The organism is Sphingomonas sp. 22176, assembly GCF_052045505.1.
Lineage (GTDB): Bacteria > Pseudomonadota > Alphaproteobacteria > Sphingomonadales > Sphingomonadaceae > Sphingomonas.
Window position 1 is genome coordinate 750,217 of the sequence record NZ_JBQEPL010000001.1, and the last position, 18,964, is coordinate 769,180.

Below are 18,964 nucleotides of genomic sequence, written 5' to 3' on the forward strand. Positions count from 1 at the left end.
CTTGCGGTAGAGCGTCTCACGTTCGCGATCGTCGTGCTTCGCAGTGGCAGCGCGTTCGGCTGCGTCGATTAGCCAGCGTTCCTCGTCGAACTTGCGGCAATGGCGCGCAATCGCCCAGTATGATGCAAGGTCCGGGTGCAGCCGGTTTTCCTCGGGCTCCGGGCAATCGTCCCAGAGCTGCGGATCGACAATCATTAGTTGCTCGGCCGGCCGCAGCATGCCCGTAGCGCTGAGCGTCGAGGGGGGTCTTGGCGAGATCGGTAGAATGCGCTTTGGTGAGCTTGCGAGGATATGCGGAAATCGCGGCCGCCAGCCGCTTTTGGCGATCGATGGATCTGAGTGAGGTCTCGTAATCCTCGTAGGAATAGTTGGCCTCGCCCTTGATCTTGGTGGCCAAGCCAGCGGAATCCTTGCCCGCGCATCGGAGGCGAACAAGTGAGCCGAGCGTAAAGCGGACAGCGCCGCACTGAATCAGCAGTTCAGACACGTCCCGATCGGCGGCGAGCCCGGGATCGAGGTAGCACTTATCGGAGAGAAAACTCGCGTAAAGCTCGTCCGTCGGGAGCACCATCTTTTCGGCCTGGGCGAAACGATCGTTGCCCTTCGCCCGTGTAGGCCAGCATGCATCACTCTTCAGGCGCTCAGCGAGCTTGGTCGCGAAACGGTCGGGGCTGGCAGCACCCTGAGCAACGAGGGCCTTATAGGCCTCCGCGCCATAACGCAGGAACCAGTCGGCGCGCAGCAAATCGACGGTGAGAGCGACCGCCTGGTCGATCAGCCAATCGTTCCAGACATGGTCAATCAGGCCACTTCGGTCGGTGTTGAGCTCGAAGGGGGCGCTGACGCTGATCGCGCATCCTGTCCGCGAAGTCGGCGCCTTCAAGGGATAATAGAAATGTCCACCTTGGGTGAGGTCGATACGCTTGCGCGAGATCGCGACCGACACACCGATTTTCAGCCGGCCGCCAGCGACGCGATAATAGGCCGGGAATGCACGGCCCTTGTATTTGTCGGGTATCTCAACTGAGCGGGAGAACTCCTCCTCTTGGAATGGCGTGCCCACATCGCCGTCCGTTAGACGGCCTTTTCGCGCAACCATCGAGACCCCGGCCAGACGGCAGCGCCCGGCAACGGCATCCTGCTTCCACCGCAGAGTACGGTTGGTTTGGAGCGAATTGACCTGAACCTGGCGGAGCCCGCGCCTCTGGCCTGTGAGAGCGAGCTTGACCAGCGTGTCCAGCATTCCTGCCGCCATCAGCCCGAGCGCATGCTCTTCTCGTTCGACCGAAAAGGCTTCAAGTCGGTCAGTTGATTGCTCCCGATAGGGAACGTGGATGCGAACGCCCCTGTCGCGCTGCCAAGAGGGGTCGGCTTCCTGCGCGGTCTCCTGGGTTTGAAGATCAAGGAGCGCGACCCGTCCGGCCGACCGCACATGGATAGTGTCGCCGAACCGGAAGAGAGAGCGAAGGCCGAAATTCTTCGAGCCGATGCCGTTCTCCTTGGCGGCGACGACTTCCCCCCGGCCACTGCCCATCACGTTGCCGGTACCTACGATTACAGACAGTCGGTTCCATCCTCGCGCATCGATATCGCGTCCCGACCCCGTGACTTCGAGAGCGCGACTGCCGAAGGTGAGCGTGAGCGTGTTGCCGCCGCCATCGAACTCATTCTGTACTAGCTCGCGCAGGACATCGCCGGCATCGTGACCGGCGACGAATTGCTCAATGAAGCTGGCGCCGATCCTGATCTGCCGGCTTCCGCTGAAATCGGGAGGCGTATAGCTCGGCTCTTCGATGCGCACAGCGGGCGGTCGCCGCGTAGACCTCCGCCTGGAGGTGTCGCGCGTCCCTTTAGGTGTCGATGCTACATCGACCGCGTCGTCCAGAGTTGATGCCACGGTGGCCCCCACACAGCCACGCCCCGCGTGGGTAGGTGGATACTAATGAGCGCAAATTTGTCGCGCAACAGGAAGCAATCGATCCTGTGCAGCGTGAATGCAATGCTTAGTCGGTTCAGAGGCATCAGTTGCCCGAGAGGATGCGCCTGTAGCATCAGCTTCTGGCGTCTTTGCAGGGTGAGCGGCCGAGATTGGTAGAAAGCGGAGCGGCCGTTTTGCTCGCTGTTACGTTGGGAACAGGTTTTCCTCAGGCTAGGCTCTGTCAGGCTAGGTTTTGAACGAGTGACCATTCGGCACGCCGACGACAGACGCGCTAGGCATCATGCGCAGATTGAGGGAGCGGGGCGGGTACCCCGACGATCTGTGACTGTGAGACGCGATCGAGCTGGCTTGCCGATTTTTTCAGCAACTTTTATAAGGCCGCTAGTTTCGCGACCGGATTGGTCGGATGGTGTCTGGGCAAGTGCCTGATTATGGACCTGCTGGTACAACGGCCAGCTAATACGGACAGGATAAGATCACCCTGTCCGCATCTTTCACGCGCAAATGCGGGAAATTTTTTCGTTCATTTCCAGCCGGCGCTCGGCGAGCCGATCGACCCGGCGCAGGGCCTCGCGAAGGTCACCCTTGCCGAACTGCGCCTGGACGGCAGCAGCGATCGCACGCTCCTGCTCCCGATCGAAATTTTCGACCGGATCGTTTTCCATGCCGATTTTCATGGGCAGCTCCTTCTTCGTCATGTCTCTCATATATGACTCTACGCGTAAAGATCAGCCTTCGCTCCGCTCGAACGCGGCAGCCATAAGCGCGATCATGCGCGCCATCGCGCGAACGGTGTCCACGGTCTGCACTTGGCGGTTGTTCGGATCGCGGCGAAACCTTCCAACGCGGTTGCTCGACGCGGCCACAACGCCCCATATCCTGGGCTCGGGTCCGAGCCGCACGGGAATCGCAGCCATCGAGCGATAGCGATCCGTATCGTAGTCGCGCTTCTTACTCTGCGGGACAGGGTAATCCTGCGCCACCTGCGGATCGCTGCTGTCTTCTATGATCAAATCCCGGGCACTATGCCACGCCGCGCCGACATACGCTTCGTTGCGCTTCCAGCTGCGCGGGTCGTTCTGTTCACTCAGGCGATCGGCGCGGGCGGCCGCAATCCGGCGGAGCAGGGCCTCTTCACCTTCCCCCTGCACTTGGAACACTGAGATCGCCCACTCTTCGTCGGCGTCGAATCCGATCGAGGCGGTGATGAAACGAAGCGCAGTCTGCAGCATCAGGTTAGAAGCTTCGCTGGGTGTTGCTTCTGCCACGAGCAAAGCCTGCTCCAAGGCCTCTCGCATGGTGCGATTTGCATCAATGAGCGCGAGGCGTTTGCGATCAAGTGTCGCTGACGATTCCAATCGGACGAGCAGCCCATCCCGTTCATCAAGGTACTTCTGCGCCTCGCCTTCAAGGGCGGCCGCTCGGGCCAGCAGCTCAGGGGCCTCATCGCGGAGGAGCAGCAGTAGGACGCCGCCCAAAAATACAAGCCCGACACCGAGCCACACGCATAAGCCTTTCAGCGTGACCAGGCCGTTGCCACTCGTCGGCGCCAAACCACCTTCCATGGCGCCGCCAACGCCGGCAAGGGCGGCGCCCCCCATCACACACACGACATTGATTCCCGCTTGGAATCGACGCGCTTGTCGCACCCACGCGAGACCCGTCGACATCAGCTGATCGCGATGGTCACGGAGCGACGTTCGCGCTTCCCTCATCATGTTCCCCTCCTGTTTGGGCTCCCCAAGCCCGCAGAGCGTTCTCCCGCCTCCGCGTCGATCTGCTCTGCACACTGCGTTTTGGTACAGAAGCCTGCCCAGTCCCGCATCAGAAGTCTGCGCTTCTCAAGAAAGTCGGTCCGACGGTAGGCAGCCTCAACCTTGTTGGCGACGGTGTGCGCCAAAGCGGCTTCTGCAATCTCGCCCGAATAGTTGGTCCGCTCCGCCACCCAATCGCGAAAGGCCGAGCGGAACCCGTGCACGGTCACCGCAAGATTCATGTCGCGGAGGATCTTGAGAAGCGTCATATCCGAAAGCGGCTTCTTCACGGTCTGACCGGGGAACACCAAGTCGCTAGCGCCAGCCTTGAACTTCTTGGCGCGCTCGAACACGGCTACCGCTTGTGGTGAAAGAGGCACGACGTGCACTCGCCCCATTTTCATCCGTTCGGCCGGGATGGTCCACAACGCTGCTCCCAGGTCGAGTTCTGACCAGGTCGCACCCCGGATTTCGCCTGATCGTGCGGCTGTCAGGATCAGCGCTTCCAACGCTACGCGGCCCACCGATTCACGCGCGCCCAGCTTCTCAATGAAATCCGGTACCGAAGCATATGGCAAAGCTGCGAAGTGGTTGTCCTTCTTGGGCTGGCGAGGCAGCCCCTTGGACAGCGAGCGCATCGGCGCTTCGGTTGCGCGAAACCCGCGTGCATAGGACCAGTCGAGAACTGTGCCGATGCGTTGCCGGACGCGGCGCGCTGTTTCCGGCTTCGCCAGCCAGATCGGCGCCAGCACATCGCGGATCAGCGGCCCTTCGATCTCGCTGACCAACCTGTCGCCCATCTTAGGAAAGGCGTAGGTCTTCAGCGTTACGATCCACTGGTTCTGATGCTTGCCGTTCTTCCAAGCCTTCTCGTGTTCCTCGTGGACCATTTCGGCAGCCCTGCGGAACGTTGGGATTTCCTGTCGCTCCTGCTTCTTCTCGGCGACGGGGTCGATGCCTTGGGCGATTTTCTTTCGGGTTAGCAGCGCGGCTTCTCGCGCATCAGCGAGAGAAACAGCTTTCAACGACCCCAGGCCTATATCCCTTCGCCGGCCCTCAGCTTGAACGCGAAGAAGCCAGCGGCCTGAATCCTTGCCATTCAGTTCCAGGAAGAGCCCGTCACCGTCGGAGTACCGACCTGGTTCGGTCAACGCCCGGATCTTGGTCGCAGTCAGCTTTCCCATCGCATCCCACTCCGATTTACCCCACACTTTACCCCACACTTCTCGTGGGATGGTGTCGGATCACATGGAATTCAGCGGAACGAAAAAACCGCTGATTTCTGCGGTTTTCTAGCAGTTTTTAGCGGGTTTGGGGAGGCCCAAAAAGGGCGCAGGTGGCGGAGCGGGAGGGATTCGAACCCTCGATACGCTTTTGGCGTATACTCACTTTCCAGGCGAGCGCCTTCGACCACTCGGCCACCGCTCCGCAGGATACCTGGAAGGCGCGGCCCTACCGTTCCTTGGGCGGCTAGGCAAGCGTCCGTTGGCATGCCAAGCTCTCCCCATGGCAAAAACCCTGCTCGTCCTCGCCGCGATCCTCGCCGCCGCGCCGCTCGCCGCCCAGAATGCCCCCCAGACCATCGCGCCGCCGCGGCCCGCCCCGTCGGCGGCCGAGCCGGCGCCCGAGGACTGGCGCGACATTCCCGATGACGAGATCCTGCTGATCCAGCTGGCCGGCGGCAAGCAGGTCGCGATCCGCCTCGCCGCGCGGTTCGCGCCCGCACACGTCAACAACATCCGCAAGCTCGCCGCGGCGCGCTGGTGGGACGGGGAGAGCGTCTACCGGGTGCAGGAAAACTGGGTCGCGCAATGGGGCGATGCGAGCGAGAAGAAGTCGCTCCCGCCCGAGCTCCTTACCCGCCCGCCCGCCGAGTTCGAGATCGGCGCCTTCACCCCCGCCCAGCGCCTGGCCAAGCCCGATTCCTATGCGACCGCAACCGGCGTCACTGCCGATGGCTGGCCGATCGCAACCGACGGCAAGGCGGCGTGGCTCACCCATTGCTACGGCATGGTCGGCGTGGCGCGCGATGCGTTGCCCGATACCGGCAGCGGATCGGAGCTGTTCACCCCGATCGGCCAGTCGGCGCGCCGCCTCGATCGCAACTACACGGTGGTGGGGCGGATCATCGAGGGGATGCAGTATCTCTCCGCGCTGCCGCGCAGCGATGCCGCAATGGGCGTCTATGCGACCGCGCAGGAGCGGACCGGCATCCTGTGGGTGAAGCTCGCCAGCCAGCTGCCCGCGGACGAGCGCCCGCACTTCCAGGTCCGCGCGACCGACAATGTCCGCTACGCCGCGATGATGGCGCTGCGCGAGAACCCGGCCCCGCCGACCGTGGCGACGGGGCTCAATGTCTGCGACCTGCCGGCGGCGGTCCGCCGCCGGCCCTGATCGCTTATTTGCCGACCCAGTCGGCGACTTCGGCGGCAACCTGGTTGGCGGCCTGGTTGAGCGCCGGGCCGATCGCGGCGGTGGTCACCGCGGCGATGGGCACATGTGACTCGAAGCGGTGACGTTCGAACGTCTGGGTGCCTTCGCGGCCGAGCGATGCGTCGAACACCACTACGGCTTCCATCTTGCTCGCGTCGACGCCGAAGCTGCGCACGTCGCCGCCCAGGCTGGCGCTGGGCGTGCTCAGCGACTGGCGGCGGCTGAGCACGATGCGGCCCGTGCGCGCGGCGATGGTGTCGGCGAGCAGCCGGCTGAACAGGCTGGCGGGCCCTTCGACCCACTGCGCGTCCTTCACATAGGCGACGGTCGTCCCGCCCGGGCCCGAATGGACCGGCACGCGGGTGGTCGCCAGTTCCTGCGGCGCGTTGACCGGGCCGATCGTCACGGCCTTGACCGTGCCCGACTGCTGGACCTCGCCCGCCGGGAGCACCGCCGCCGGCTGAAGCGTCAGCAGCGAGGCGGGCGGCTTGGCCGCGAAGGAAATGCAGCCGGAAAGCGACACGGCGGCGAGCAGCGCGGCGATGGCGGACTTGTTCATCCGGAACCTCACTTCTTCGGCTTGTAGGTGGGCAGCGCGGGTGCCCCGATCAGGCTGGAAGCTCCGCCCTGATCGAGCTTGTGCGCGACGTTGGTGAGCGCGAGCGACATCTCGCGCAGATCCTGCACGAGCTGGCCCACTTCGGGCATCGTCTTGTTCGAGAAAGTCTGGATCCCCGGCCGGGCATCGCCGATCGTCGCATCCAGCGTCTCGACGCTCTTGCGCGCCGAGGTGATGGTGGCGTTCAGATTGGCGATGGTCGGCTTGATGTCGCTCGCCATCATCCCGTTGGTGGTGGCGGCGAGCTGGCCGATCTGCTGCGCCGCGGCGCCGGCCTGCTGGATTGCCACGCGCGTCTCGGCGAGCGTCGCGGCGATCTCCGGACCGCGATCCGCCAGCGACTTGGTCAGCCGGTTGGTGTTGGCGAGGATGCCGCCGATCGAGGCCTGATTCTTCTCGTCGAGCAGGTCGGAGACGCGCTCGGTGAGCGTGGTCAGCCGCTCGAGCAGCTTCGGCGCCGAGCTCAGCAGCGCGCCGAGGCCGCCAGCCTTGGTCGGGATCACCGGCACACCCAGCGGGCAGGCGGCGCGGGGATTGTCTTTGGGACATTCGATCGGCGGCTGGCCCTTTACCGCACCGTCCAGCTGGACGGTGCTGGGGCCGGTGAAGCTGCCTTGGATCGTCGCGTTGGTGCCTTCGAGGATCGGCACGTCGGGCTGCACGCTGATGCGCACCCGCACCAGGCTGGGATCCGGACGCCAGAACTGGATGTCCTTCACGGTGCCCGCGGGCACGCCCGAGAAGCTCACCGACGAACCGCGGCTGAGGCCGTCGACCGACTGCTTGAAGAAGATATCGTACTGGCGCTCGTCGCCGCCTCCTAGCCGCGACAGCCAGACGATGAACAGGCACAGCACGGCGAGCAGGATCAGCACGACCGCGCCGACCAGCACATGATTGGAACGCGTTTCCATCAGTCCCTCTTATCCTCGTGCACCCGCCGGTTCGGGCCTGCGACCGCAGCGCGTCCGCGCGGTCCGTTGAAATATTCCTGGATCCACGGATGGTCCAACGCCAGCAGCTCCGGAATTGTCCCCACCGCGATCACCCGCTTGTCCGCCAGCACCGCGACGCGGTCGCAGATGGCATAGAGCGTGTCGAGATCATGGGTGATCAGGAACACGGTAAGCCCCAGCGTCTTTTGCAGCGATGCGGTCAGCTCGTCGAACGCCGCTGCGCCGATCGGGTCGAGCCCGGCGGTCGGCTCGTCGAGGAACAGCAGCTCGGGATCGAGCGCCAGCGCGCGCGCCAGGCCGGCGCGCTTCTTCATGCCACCCGAAAGCTCGGCCGGATATTTGGGGCCCGCTTCGGCCGGAAGGCCGGTCATCACCACCTTGTACGCGGCGATTTCCTCGAGCAGCGCCTGGTCGAGCCCCGGATAATATTCCTTGAGCGGCACCTGGACGTTTTCGGAAACGGTGAGCGTCGAGAACAGCGCGCCGCCTTGGAACAGGATGCCCCAGCGCTTGCGAATGTCGACGGCTTCGGTGTCCTCGCGGCCGATGGTGTTCTCGCCGAACACCTCGACCGTGCCGTCCAGTGGCGATTGCAGGCCGATGATCGAGCGCATCAGCACCGACTTGCCGGTGCCCGACCCGCCGACCACGCCGAGGATCTCGCCCCGACGCACGTCGAGGTCGAGATCGTCATGGACGATCTGCTCGCCGAAGCCGTTGCGCAGCCCGCGGACACGGATGAGGATTTCGCGGTCGTCGTCGCGTGCAGCGTCGGTCATGTCCAGCCCACATTGGTGAAGAACACCGCGAAGAAGGCGTCGAGCACGATCACCAGGAAGATCGCCTGCACCACCGCGGTGGTGGTGCGCTGGCCGACCTGCTCGGCATCGCCTTCCACCTGCATGCCGTGGAAGCAGCCGGCCATCGCGATGATCGCGCCAAAGACGGGTGCCTTGACGAGCCCTACCCAAAGATCGGTGAGCGGCACCACTTCGCGGATGCGCTGGATGAAGGTGACCGGCGTGATGCCGAGATCCACCCAGCAGAGCAGACCGCCGCCGAGGATCGAGATGATCGAGGAATAGAAGCCGAGCAGCGGCAGCATGAACACCACCGCGAACACGCGCGGCAGCACCAGCGCTTCCATCGGCGAGACGCCGATCGTCCGCATCGCGTCGATCTCTTCGGTCAGCTTCATCGTGCCGATCTGCGCGGCGAAGGCCGATCCCGATCGGCCGGCGATCATGATCGCGGTCATCAGGATGCCGAGCTCGCGTAACGTCAGCCGCCCGAGCAAGTTGATCGTGTAGATCTCCGCGCCGAACTGGCGCAGCTGCACCGATCCCTGCTGGGCGATGACGATCCCGATCAGGAAGCTCATCAGCGCGATGATGCCGAGCGCGCCGACGCCGACCACTTCGAACCGCTGCACCGTCGCATTGAAGCGGAAGCGGCGCGGATGGGTGATGACGTGCCACAGCGCGAGCACCGTCGCGCCCATGAAGCCGAGCAGGCCGTACAGCGTCTTGCCCGAATTGATCACAGCGCCGCCAATCTCGCTCAGCGCGCGGGTGACGGATCCCGGCGGCGGTGGCGGCAGCTGGATCGGATGTTCGGCGGCGATCACCTGGTCGAGCAGATGCTGCTCGTCGGCGTTCAGCCCCTCGATCGTGGCGCCGCGATCGCGTGCGAAGCGGTGGACCACCCAGGCGCCGACCGTGTCCATCCGGCCGACCTCACGAAGGTCGAGCCGGGCGACGTCGCCCTCCACCGTTTCCAGCCGCGCGGGCAGGTCGCCCAGGCAGGCAAGCGAAAGATTGCCGGAGAAGCGGAGCACCGCCTCGCCGTTGTCGTCGGACCGTTCAAAGTCGGCGGGTGCCCTCATCGAAACCCCCTTTCCGCGATTCTTGCTGGAACGGCAAGTTCCTCCGTGGCTAGAGAGCGCAATGCAACGCCTCGCCATCTACGACATGGACAAGACCATCACCGCGAAACCGACCTGGACGCGGTTCCTGCTGCACGTCGCGCGCACCCGCGCGCCGTGGCGGCTGGGGCTGTTCCCGGTGGTGGGGCTTGCCGGCCTGGCCTATGTCACGCGCCGGATCGATCGCGCGGGGCTGAAGCGCCTGTCGCACCGGCTGCTGCTCGGCCGCGCGCTGCCGCCGGCCGAGATGACCGCAGTCGCGGAGGCCTTTGCCGAGCTGGAGCTGCAGAAGGGCGTCCTGCAGGGGGCCCGCGCGCAGATCGAGGCCGATCGCGCGGCCGGCTATCGGCTGGTGATGGCCACCGCCTCGCATCGTTATTATGCCGAGGCGATCGGCAAAAGACTGGGCTTCGATGACGTGATCGCCACCAATGCGAAGCGGGACGGGCAGGGGCATATTCTCTCCGAACTCGAGGGCGAGAACTGTTACGGGCCCGTAAAGCTCCACATGATCGAAAATTGGCTGGCGGCCAAGGGTCTGCTGCGCGCAACCTGTTATGTCCGCGCCTATTCCGATCACGTTTCCGACGCGCCGCTGCTCGGCTGGGCGGACGAGGCGTTCGCGGTGAATGCGCATGGCCCGCTCGCGCGGCTCGCCACGGCGCGCGGCTGGTCGCAACTCGACTGGCGGCGCCCCTGACTTTTCCCTATGCTTCCAGAAGGTTCGCAACCGAAACGGCGTTTCGCGCATTTGTCTGGCGGGTTGCTGTGAACACGAGGAAGCCAGACGCGTGCAGAATGACGACGAGCATAAGCCCGCCGCGACCGGAGAATCGGCCGGCGATCTGAACGACTCGACCTCCTACAGCCCGACCGGCAATCATCCGACACACCATTGGAAGCGCGCGGTCATCGGCACGCCCGGCCTCGGCGATCGCAGCACCGTGTTCTTCGCCGCGCTGCAGATGACGCGGATGCCGATGACGCTCACCGATCCGAACCAGCCCGACAACCCGATCGTCTTTGCCAACAAGGCGTTCCTCGACCTCACCGGCTATGAGGAACACGAGGTCCTCGGCCGCAACTGCCGCTTCCTTCAGGGCGCGGAGACCGATCGCGATGCCGTCGCCGAGCTGCGCGCCGCGATCGACGCCAAGGAAGCGATCGCGCTGGAGCTGATCAATTATCGCCGCGACGGCAGCTCCTTCTGGAACGCGGTGTTCATCGCGCCGGTGCTCGGCCCCGATGGCGAGCTGCTCTATTTCTTCGCCAGCCAGCTCGACGTGACGCGGCGGCGCGAATCCGAACAGTCCTTCCGCCAAGCGCAGAAGATGGAGGCGATCGGCCAGCTCACCGCCGGTCTGGCGCATGATTTCAACAACCTGCTGCAAGTGGTGTCCGGAAACGTCGACATCGTCGCCAGCCAGGTGGAAGATGAGCGGCATCAGCGGCTGCTGACCAACGCTGCGCGCGCCGCCGATCGCGGATCGAAGCTCACCCGCCAGCTGCTCGCCTTTGCGCGCAAGACCCGGCTCGAGCCCAAGACCGTCGACATGAACCAGCTGATCCACGAGTTCGGCGACCTGCTCGACAACACCGTCGGCGCGCAGATCCGGCTGGTCACCGCGCTCGAGCGGCGGCTGCCGGCGGTGCAGATCGATCCAACCCATCTCGAAATGGCGATCCTCAACGTGCTGCTCAACGCGCGCGACGCCATGCCCAGGGGCGGTACCGTCACCATCGGCACGCGGCTGTGGAAGCTCAACGGCGATGCGCCGATGCACCAGCTGCCGGAGGGGGACTATGTCGTCCTCACCATCCGCGACGAGGGCGAGGGCATGCCCGATCATGTCCGCCGCCGCGCGACCGAACCCTTCTTCACCACCAAGGGCGCCGAGCGCGGCACCGGGCTGGGGCTTGCGATGGTCCATGGTTTCGTCCAGCAATCGCTGGGGCGGCTGGAGATCGACAGCACGCCGGGCGAGGGGACCGAGATCCGCATGCTGTTCCCCGTTGCCAATGCCGCGACCGGGACCGTGCCCGCCGCGCCTGCGCCGAAGCAGGCGACCGGCCAGGGTGCAACCGGCGGCAGCGAGACGATCCTGCTGGTCGAGGACAGCGACGATGTCCGTGCGCTGGCGCAGGAGCAGATCGCCGCGCTTGGCTACCGCGTCGTCCTCGCATCGAGCGGCGAAGAGGCGCTGGAGCGACTCAAGACCGAGACGATCGACCTGCTGTTCACCGACATCGTGATGCCCGGCGGCATGAGCGGGCTCGAGCTGGTCGAGCAGTTCCGGGCCACCCATCCGGACACGCCGGTGCTGATGACCACCGGCTATAACGAGGATCTGGTCGCCGACATCCCGCGCGGCTCGAACCTCGACGTGATCGGCAAGCCCTATCGCCGCGAGCAGTTGGCCGATCGCATCCGTGCCGCGCTCGACCGGCGTACGCCCGGCGCGCGGCGCGACATCAATCCGATCGTGCCCGCCGAGGGATGAACCCGCCGGCGGGCCTCGACGCCGCCAGCGCCACACCGCTCGATCGACTGATCGCGGCGCGGGACTGGTCGGAGTCGCCGCTGGGTCCGCCCGCCACCTGGCCGCGCAGCCTGCGCGACGCGCTGACGCTGATGCTGCCGTCGCACGCCCAGATCGCGCTCTTCTGGGGCCCGGACTATATCGCGCTCTACAACCCCGCTTATGCCCAGACGATCGGCAACAAGCATCCGGACGCCCTGGGCAGCGCCGCCCAGCTCTATTGGGCCGAAACCTGGGACGAGCTGGGACCGATGCTCGCCTATGTGCGAACGACCGGCAAGACGCTCTCGGCCCGCGACCGTCGTTTCTACACCGAACGCTATGGCTTCGGCGAAATCGTCTATTTCGACATCTCGCTTTCCCCGGTGCTCGACGAAGAGGGCGCGGTCGGCGGCGTCATGTCGATCGTGTCGGAGACCACCGAACGGGTGAAGGCCGATCGCCGGCTGCGCGAGAGCGAGGCGGCGCTGCGCGCAAGCGAGGCGCTGGCCCGCGAGCAGGCCGACGAACTGGCGGTGATGTACGACAACTCGCCGGTGGGGCTGGCGGTGCTTGATACCGACCTGCGCTACCTGCGGATCAACCGCCAGCTCGCCGAATGGAACGGGCTGCCGGTCGCCGATCATATCGGCCGCCATGTCAGCGAGATCGTCCCCGAGCTGAGCGACCAGGTGTTGGCGGCGCTGATCCGGGTGCTCGGCGGCGAACCGCTGCTCGGGATCGAGATCACCGGCCCGACGCGCGGGCGGCCGGACGGCAACTCTACCTGGCGGCAGAATTGGGTGCCGATCTATGACTGGGACGGCAAGGTCCACCAGATCGCGATCTCGTGCGAGGACGTGACCGAGGAACGCCGTGCCCAGGCCGCGCTGGAGACGCTCAACCGCGTCGGCGCGGCGCTTTCGGCCGAGCATGACCTCGAACGGCTGGTGCAGATGCTCACCGATGCCGGGGTCGCGCTGACCGGCGCGACCGTTGGCGCCTTCTTCCACAACGTCATGGACGAGAGCGGCGAGCGGCTCCACCTGTTCACGCTCTCTGGCGAGGACCGCGAGCGCTTCGCTGCGCTCGGGCGGCCCCGTGCCACTGCGGTGTTCGGGCCGATCTTCCACAATGTGGTGATGCGCTCCGACGACGTGACCCGGGAGCCCGACTATGGGAAGAACGCGCCGCATCATGGCATGCCGCCGGGGCACCCCGTCGTCACCAGCTATCTCGCGGTGCCGGTGGTCTCGCGCGATCGCTCGGTGCTGGGCGGGCTGTTGTTCGGCCATCCGCTGCCCGGTCGCTTCACCGCGCGGCACGAGGAGCTGGCGCGCAGCCTCGCCGCGCAGGCCGCGGTTGCGATCGACAATGCCGGGCTGATCGCCGACGTCCGCGCCGCCAACGAGACGCTCGAACGCCGCGTCGAGGAACGCACCGCCGCGCTGCACGAGACCGAGGCGGCGCTGCGCCAGAGCCAGAAGATGGAGGCGATGGGCCAGTTGACCGGCGGCGTCGCGCACGACTTCAACAATCTGCTGACCCCCATCGTCGGCAGCCTCGACCTGATCCTGCGCAAGCGCGGCGACGATCCGGTGCTGCACCGGCTGCTCGACGGCGCGATGCGCTCGGCCGAGCGGGCGAGCACGCTGGTCCAGCGGCTGCTCGCCTTCGCCCGGCGCCAGCCGCTTCAGCCCGCGCCCGTCGACATGGCGGCGCTGGTCGACGACATGGTGCCGCTGCTCGCGAGCACGCTCGGCCCCAAGATCGCGCTGTCGGTGACCAAGCCCGAGACGCTGCCGCCCGCCCGCGCCGATGCCAACCAGCTGGAAATGGCGCTGCTCAACCTGGCGGTGAACGCGCGCGATGCGATGCCCGAAGGCGGTTCGCTCGAAGTGCGGCTGGGGCTGGGTGGTGCGGACGAGGCGCCGACGCCGCTTGCCGTGGGGCACTATGTCCGGCTGGCGGTGCGCGATACCGGATCGGGGATGGATGCGGCCACGCTCGCCCGGGCGATCGAACCTTTCTTCTCCACCAAGGGCGTCGGCCGCGGCACCGGGCTGGGCCTGTCGATGGTGCATGGCTTGGCGAGCCAGCTGGGCGGAACGATGGGGCTGTCGAGCCGCCTTGGCGAAGGCACCCAAGTCGAGCTGTGGCTGCCGGTCAGTGCCGAGGCGCTCGCCGCGATCGAAGCGCCGCAGCGGCACGAACCGCATGACGGCGCCGGCACGGTGCTGCTGGTCGACGACGAGGATATCGTCCGCGGCACCGCCGCCGAGATGCTGCGCGCGCTCGGCTATCAGGTGCAGCTCGCCGATTCCGCCGAGGCGGCGCTGGCGCTGCTCGACAAGGGGCTGGTGCCCGATCTGCTGGTTACCGATCACTTGATGCCCGGCATGACCGGCACCGAACTGGCGCACGCGGTGCAGGCCCGGCTGGGCACGCTGCCGACGCTGATCGTCTCGGGCTATGCCGATGTCGAAGGGTTAGGGCGCGACTTCGCGCATCTTCCCAAGCCCTTCCGCCAGGCCGACCTGGCCCGCGCGCTCACCCTGCTCGGCGTGCGCTGAGCTACTGCCCGAGGATGCGGCGGTAGAGCGCGATATAGGCGTCCGCCATCGCCTCCACCGAGAAGCGGGCTTCGATCGCGCGGCGGCAGGCGGCGCGGTCGATCGATGCCACCCGCTCCACCGCGTCCACCGCTTCGTCGGCCGAGGCGACGAGCAGGCCGGTCGCGCCGTCGTCGATCAGCTCAGGCATCGAGCCGCGGCGGACCGCGATCACGGGGGTGCCGCAGGCCATCGCCTCGATCACCGACAGGCCGAAGGGCTCGTCGAAGTTGATCAGGTGTAGGAGGGCACGGGCGCTGCCCAGTGCCCGGACGCGTTCCTCGCCGCCGACCGGGCCGTGATAGACGATGCGGTCGTTCAGATGCGGCTGCACCGCGCGTTCGAAATAGCCCTGGTCCTGGACGATGCCGTAGAGGTTCAGCCGCCGGCCGGTCGCCTGGGCGACGGCGATCGCTTCGGCCGCGCCCTTGTCTGGGTGCATGCGGCCGAAGAACAGCAGGTCGTCGCTGCCGTCTGCGTTGAAGGTGAATTCGTCGAGTCGGATGCCGTGATGGATGGTCGCGGCATAGCGCAGCGCCGGGTGCCGATCGGCATCCGAGATCGCGACATAGTGCACCCGTTCCTCGAACGGCTTGTACATCGGCAGGATGCGCTCGGAGGAGAAGCCGTGGATCGTCGTCACCATCGGCGTGTCGATCAGCGGGGCGTAGGCGTGCGCGGGGAAATCGGCTTGGTTGTGGATCAGGTCGAACTCGGACGCGCGGGCAAAGAGATGCGACTGATGGGCATATTCCCACACTTTCGCGTCGATCGCCGGATCCTCCTCATAGCCGCGCGGCACCACGCCCGCGAGGCGCGCGGTGGTGACCGAGTCCTGCGTGGCGAACAGGGTGACGTCGACGCCCTTGGCGACCAGCGCCTCGGTGAGCAGGCTCGTCACCAGCTCCCAGGGGCCATAATGCCGCGGCGGGGTGCGCCAGGCGATCGGCGCGAGCATGGCGATCTTCATGCGAACTTGTGCCCCTGCGAAAGCAGGGGTCCAGGGTTGGAGAGAGAATCAGGTGTGGCACTGGGCCCCTGCTTTCGCAGGGGCACGGGGAGGGTGATCATGCGAGCAGGATGCCTTGGTTCGGGGCGAGGGGGAGGGTGCCATCCTCCACACGAGGGTCGTGGCGGGGCGTGGTTAGGACGGGCGCCAGCGCCGCGGCCCATTCCGGCAGCGCCAGCGTCTGCGGCGCATCGGACAGGTTGAGCGCCACCAGCACCCGGGCGTCGCCATGCCGCCGTTCGTAGGCGAGCACCGCGCCGTCGCTCGAAAACGCATGCCAGCTCCCTACCGACAGCGCCGGGTGTGCGCGACGCAGCTGGAGCAGCGCGCGGGTGAAGGCGAGCACCGAGTCCGCCGCGTCCCGCTGCGCCATCACGTTGCGCTCCGCCCAATCAAGGTTGAGCGGCAGCCAGGGCTCGACGCTGCTGAACCCGGCATGCGCGCTCGCGTCCCAGGGCATCGGCGTGCGGACCTCGTCGCGGTTGAACGCGGTGTCCGGCTCGCGCAGCGCCTGGGGGTCGCGCACCCGGTCGGGCGGGATGGCGACGTTGGGCATGCCCAGCTCGTCGCCCTGATACAGCGTCGGCGTGCCGCGCAGCGTGAGCAGCAGCATCATCGCCACCGCTGCCTGATCGGGCCCAACCCGCGAGGCGACGCGCGGCTTGTCGTGGTTGCCGAGCACCCAGTTGGGCCAGCCATCGGCGGGCAGCGCGCCTTCATAGTCGGCGATCAGCTGTGCCAGCGCCGCGGCATCCCAGCGCGCGTCGAGCAGATGGAAGTTGAAGGGCAGGTGCACGCCGTTCCCACCCTCGCCATAATAAGCGACGAGGCGCGGGATCGGCAGGTAGATCTCGCCGATCAGCACCCGCTCGGGATATTCCTCGGCGACGTCGCGCATCGCGGCGATGATCTCCATCATCTCGGGCTGGTCGGCGGAATGGACCGGCAGCAGCCGATCGATGTCCTGCATGCCTTCGCGCCAGCCCGGATTCGCGGGATTGTCGGGGAAGTCCGGGTGCTTGATCGCCAGCCACAGCACGTCGATGCGGAAGCCGTCGACCCCGCGATCGAACCAGAAGCGCATCGCCTCCAGCATCGCCGCGCGCAGCTCCGGGTTGCGCCAGTTGAGCTCGGGCTGCTGCTTGAGGAACTGGTGGAGATAATATTGGCCGGTGGCTTCGTCCCACGCCCAGGCGCTACCGCCGAAAAAGCTCTGCCAATTGTTGGGCGGTCCGCCATCGGGGGCGGGATCGCGCCAGATATACCAGTCGCGCTTGGGGGCGTCGCGCGACGACCGGCTTTCGCGGAACCAGGGGTGCTGATCCGAGCTGTGGTTGGGCACAAAATCGAGCAGCAGCTTGAGGCCGCGGGCATGCGCCGCATCGCGCAACGCGTCGAAGTCCGCGAGCGTGCCGAAGCGCGGATCGATCCCGCAATAGTCCGCCACGTCATAGCCGAAATCCGCCATTGGCGAGGGGAAGATCGGCGACAGCCACACCGCGTCAATGCCGAGATCGACCAGATAGTCGAGCCGCGCGGTGACCCCCGCCAGATCGCCGATGCCGTCGCCGTTCGAGTCGTTGAACGAGCGCGGATAGACCTGGTAGATCACGCCCGTCTGCCACCAGAGTGGGTCGGTCATTGAGGGTGTCCTGTAGCGCGTGCCGCTGCTTCCGCAGGGGCACAATGGGGCGCAGGGGCGTTCACCGGAATCGCGCCTTGGGGATATGCGTGATCCGGCACGCAAGATCCGCTTCACCGCTGGCGACGATGTACCGCTCGCCGGCATCGACAAGCCCGGTGGTGAACACCACCGGCGTCGGCAGGTACAGCTGGTGCGCGATGTCCGCGGTCAGTGCCGGATTGGCTTCGAGCAGCGGCACGGTATCTTCCTGCCGCAGGAGCACGCTGGGATCGTCGCGGTCGAGCAGCGCCCAGAAGCTGCGATAGATGCCGACGGCGTCGCGCTTCTCCACCCCGTGATAGATCAGCAGCCAGCCGGCATCGGTGAGCACCGGCTGGCTGCCGCCGCCGATCCGCTGATTCGAGGTCGAGCCCTTGCGCGCGCGGATGCCCGGCTGGTCGAGCGGCTTCCAGTGCAGCCCGTCGGGCGAGCGGGCGAGGTTGATCGATGGGCCGCCCAGATATGGGGAATCGTCCGGATAGGCGAAATAGACTTCGCCCAGCGGCCGGGTCAGCGCATGGAAGAACCCGCCGATCCGCCCCTCGAACAGCAGCATGTCCTTGTTCTGATGGTCCAGCACCACCCCGAGCAGTTCCCACTCGAGCCCGTCGGTCGAGCGGTACATGGCGGTGCAATGCCGCTCGGCCGATACGCCGCACACCGTCATCCAATAGGTGCCGTCGATGCACGTGATCCGCGCATCCTCGACACCGTAATCCATGTACGAGGCGCTGGGCGCGATGGCCTTGTCGTAATGCACCGCCACCACCGCGCGGGCATCGGCATCCAGTTCCACCGGCAGCAGCCAGGACAAGGAGGTGAGGCCGAGCAGCCGGGGGTTGCGGTCCTTGAGCGCGAACTGGCGCGGATCGGCCATGTCGAGCCCCGCCACGGGGTGGGCGTCGAGCACATAGCCCGAGGGCGTCCAGCGGATCGCCCGTGCATGCCCGTTCACCACCGGATCCCGCAGCGCCTCGGCCACGCGCACCATCAGCAGCAGGTTGCCGTTCGGCAGCCGCGCGAAGCCGGGATTGAAGGCGCCCAGCACAGTGGTCGCGTCGTCCACACCCTCGCGCAGCGGCGAGCGGGACAGGTCGACATCGTCGGGCCGGAAGATCAGATAATCGTCGCTCAAGCGCTTGCCCCCATGGGTTTCACGCCCAGCAACGGAGTCAGGCCCCGGCGGTTCCGGGCGCGGTTCCGGCTTCTTGTGCCTGGCGGTGGTGCCGGATCACCTCGTCGATGATGAAGCGCAGGAATTTCTCGGAAAATTCGGGGTCGAGATCGGCATCCTGCGCCAGCGCCCGCAGCCGGGCGATCTGCGCTTCCTCCCGGCCGGGATCGGCCGGAGCAAGGCCGGACTCGGCCTTGTAGCGTCCCACCGCCTGGGTCACCTTGAACCGCTCGGCGAGCATGAAGACGAGCGCCGCATCGATATTGTCGATGCTCTGGCGATAGCGGGTCAGCGTCGCGTCGGTCATGCGAATCTCCTTTGCCGCTGCGGCACGGCCATGC

The 18,964-nt window shown here is 66.3% G+C and carries 16 protein-coding genes and 1 tRNA gene; 4 read left to right on the forward strand and 13 right to left on the reverse strand.

Annotation, left to right across the window (positions count from 1 at the left end; genetic code table 11):
- Positions 1-16: 16 nt before the first annotated feature.
- The 5 genes from ACTJKY_RS03495 to ACTJKY_RS03515 all read right to left on the reverse strand — a co-directional run bounded on the left by ACTJKY_RS03495 (position 17) and on the right by ACTJKY_RS03515 (position 5,121).
- The gene (locus ACTJKY_RS03495) at positions 17-1,801 is read right to left on the reverse strand and encodes a hypothetical protein (RefSeq protein WP_440844225.1); all 1,785 of its coding nucleotides are present in this window, start codon (positions 1,799-1,801) and stop codon (positions 17-19) included.
- 632 nt (positions 1,802-2,433) lie between these two features.
- The gene (locus tag ACTJKY_RS03500; RefSeq protein WP_440844226.1) at positions 2,434-2,637 is read right to left on the reverse strand and encodes a hypothetical protein; all 204 of its coding nucleotides are present in this window, start codon (positions 2,635-2,637) and stop codon (positions 2,434-2,436) included.
- A gap of 30 nt (positions 2,638-2,667) precedes the next feature.
- Positions 2,668-3,657, reverse strand: a complete 990-nt coding sequence (locus ACTJKY_RS03505; RefSeq protein WP_440844227.1) for a hypothetical protein — start codon at positions 3,655-3,657, stop codon at positions 2,668-2,670.
- Positions 3,654-4,877 (reverse strand): tyrosine-type recombinase/integrase, encoded by a 1,224-nt coding sequence (locus ACTJKY_RS03510; RefSeq protein WP_440844228.1) that lies wholly within the window; start codon positions 4,875-4,877, stop codon positions 3,654-3,656. Before ACTJKY_RS03510 ends, ACTJKY_RS03505 begins: the two co-directional genes overlap by 4 nt.
- Before the next feature lie 153 nt (positions 4,878-5,030).
- Positions 5,031-5,121, reverse strand: a tRNA-Ser gene (locus tag ACTJKY_RS03515).
- Positions 5,122-5,199: 78 nt separating this feature from the next.
- Here ACTJKY_RS03515 and ACTJKY_RS03520 point away from each other — a divergent pair.
- Positions 5,200-6,087 (forward strand): peptidylprolyl isomerase, encoded by an 888-nt coding sequence (locus ACTJKY_RS03520; RefSeq protein ID WP_440844230.1) that lies wholly within the window; start codon positions 5,200-5,202, stop codon positions 6,085-6,087.
- A gap of 4 nt (positions 6,088-6,091) precedes the next feature.
- On the opposite strand, the gene ACTJKY_RS03525 is transcribed toward ACTJKY_RS03520, so the two are convergent.
- The 4 genes from ACTJKY_RS03525 to ACTJKY_RS03540 are packed head-to-tail and all read right to left on the reverse strand — an operon-like array spanning position 6,092 to position 9,586.
- Complete coding sequence (locus tag ACTJKY_RS03525; RefSeq protein WP_440844231.1) at positions 6,092-6,685, reverse strand: ABC-type transport auxiliary lipoprotein family protein; 594 nt, start codon at positions 6,683-6,685, stop codon at positions 6,092-6,094.
- A gap of 8 nt (positions 6,686-6,693) precedes the next feature.
- Positions 6,694-7,659, reverse strand: a complete 966-nt coding sequence (locus tag ACTJKY_RS03530; RefSeq protein ID WP_440844232.1) for an MlaD family protein — start codon at positions 7,657-7,659, stop codon at positions 6,694-6,696.
- Entirely contained in the window at positions 7,659-8,480 is an 822-nt protein-coding gene (locus tag ACTJKY_RS03535; RefSeq protein ID WP_440844233.1) for an ABC transporter ATP-binding protein, read from the reverse strand. Before ACTJKY_RS03535 ends, ACTJKY_RS03530 begins: the two co-directional genes overlap by 1 nt.
- On the reverse strand, positions 8,477-9,586 hold the full coding sequence (locus ACTJKY_RS03540; RefSeq protein WP_440844234.1) for an MlaE family lipid ABC transporter permease subunit: 1,110 nt from the start codon (positions 9,584-9,586) through the stop codon (positions 8,477-8,479). Before ACTJKY_RS03540 ends, ACTJKY_RS03535 begins: the two co-directional genes overlap by 4 nt.
- Positions 9,587-9,647: 61 nt before the next feature.
- Here ACTJKY_RS03540 and ACTJKY_RS03545 point away from each other — a divergent pair, with 61 nt between their 5' ends.
- The 3 genes from ACTJKY_RS03545 (at position 9,648) to ACTJKY_RS03555 (ending at position 14,717) form a co-directional block, all read left to right on the forward strand.
- Positions 9,648-10,325: an HAD family hydrolase gene (locus ACTJKY_RS03545; protein ID WP_440844235.1), complete on the forward strand. Its 678-nt coding sequence runs from the start codon at positions 9,648-9,650 to the stop codon at positions 10,323-10,325.
- Between the two features lie 91 nt (positions 10,326-10,416).
- A complete protein-coding gene (locus tag ACTJKY_RS03550; protein ID WP_440844236.1) occupies positions 10,417-12,126 on the forward strand; it encodes a histidine kinase famiy protein in 1,710 nt (569 codons plus the stop codon).
- A complete protein-coding gene (locus ACTJKY_RS03555; protein ID WP_440844237.1) occupies positions 12,123-14,717 on the forward strand; it encodes a PAS domain-containing protein in 2,595 nt (864 codons plus the stop codon). Before ACTJKY_RS03550 ends, ACTJKY_RS03555 begins: the two co-directional genes overlap by 4 nt.
- A 1-nt stretch (position 14,718) precedes the next feature.
- Here the strand turns inward: ACTJKY_RS03555 and ACTJKY_RS03560 are convergent, their stop codons facing one another.
- The 4 genes from ACTJKY_RS03560 to ACTJKY_RS03575 all read right to left on the reverse strand — a co-directional run bounded on the left by ACTJKY_RS03560 (position 14,719) and on the right by ACTJKY_RS03575 (position 18,930).
- Complete coding sequence (locus ACTJKY_RS03560; RefSeq protein ID WP_440844238.1) at positions 14,719-15,726, reverse strand: glycosyltransferase family 4 protein; 1,008 nt, start codon at positions 15,724-15,726, stop codon at positions 14,719-14,721.
- Between the two features lie 97 nt (positions 15,727-15,823).
- The gene (locus tag ACTJKY_RS03565) at positions 15,824-17,407 is read right to left on the reverse strand and encodes an alpha-amylase family glycosyl hydrolase (RefSeq protein WP_440844239.1); all 1,584 of its coding nucleotides are present in this window, start codon (positions 17,405-17,407) and stop codon (positions 15,824-15,826) included.
- 61 nt (positions 17,408-17,468) lie between these two features.
- Positions 17,469-18,584: a glycosidase gene (locus tag ACTJKY_RS03570; protein ID WP_440844240.1), complete on the reverse strand. Its 1,116-nt coding sequence runs from the start codon at positions 18,582-18,584 to the stop codon at positions 17,469-17,471.
- A 37-nt stretch (positions 18,585-18,621) separates the two neighbouring features.
- Positions 18,622-18,930, reverse strand: a complete 309-nt coding sequence (locus tag ACTJKY_RS03575) for a chorismate mutase (protein ID WP_440844241.1) — start codon at positions 18,928-18,930, stop codon at positions 18,622-18,624.
- Between the last annotated feature and the right edge of the window lie 34 nt (positions 18,931-18,964).

Bases quoted from the DNA above. Each gene is read 5' to 3' on its own strand.
- ACTJKY_RS03500 (WP_440844226.1), bottom strand. From the start codon at position 2,637: ATGACGAAGAAGGAGCTGCCCATGAAAATCGGCATGGAAAACGATCCG.
- ACTJKY_RS03505 (WP_440844227.1), bottom strand. From the start codon at position 3,657: ATGATGAGGGAAGCGCGAACGTCGCTCCGTGACCATCGCGATCAGCTG.
- ACTJKY_RS03560 (WP_440844238.1), bottom strand. From the start codon at position 15,726: ATGAAGATCGCCATGCTCGCGCCGATCGCCTGGCGCACCCCGCCGCGG.
- ACTJKY_RS03540 (WP_440844234.1), bottom strand. From the start codon at position 9,586: ATGAGGGCACCCGCCGACTTTGAACGGTCCGACGACAACGGCGAGGCG.
- ACTJKY_RS03545 (WP_440844235.1), top strand. From the start codon at position 9,648: ATGCAACGCCTCGCCATCTACGACATGGACAAGACCATCACCGCGAAA.
- ACTJKY_RS03575 (WP_440844241.1), bottom strand. From the start codon at position 18,930: ATGACCGACGCGACGCTGACCCGCTATCGCCAGAGCATCGACAATATC.
- ACTJKY_RS03525 (WP_440844231.1), bottom strand. From the start codon at position 6,685: ATGAACAAGTCCGCCATCGCCGCGCTGCTCGCCGCCGTGTCGCTTTCC.
- ACTJKY_RS03520 (WP_440844230.1), top strand. From the start codon at position 5,200: ATGGCAAAAACCCTGCTCGTCCTCGCCGCGATCCTCGCCGCCGCGCCG.
- ACTJKY_RS03535 (WP_440844233.1), bottom strand. From the start codon at position 8,480: ATGACCGACGCTGCACGCGACGACGACCGCGAAATCCTCATCCGTGTC.
- ACTJKY_RS03510 (WP_440844228.1), bottom strand. From the start codon at position 4,877: ATGGGAAAGCTGACTGCGACCAAGATCCGGGCGTTGACCGAACCAGGT.
- ACTJKY_RS03530 (WP_440844232.1), bottom strand. From the start codon at position 7,659: ATGGAAACGCGTTCCAATCATGTGCTGGTCGGCGCGGTCGTGCTGATC.
- ACTJKY_RS03565 (WP_440844239.1), bottom strand. From the start codon at position 17,407: ATGACCGACCCACTCTGGTGGCAGACGGGCGTGATCTACCAGGTCTAT.
- ACTJKY_RS03555 (WP_440844237.1), top strand. From the start codon at position 12,123: ATGAACCCGCCGGCGGGCCTCGACGCCGCCAGCGCCACACCGCTCGAT.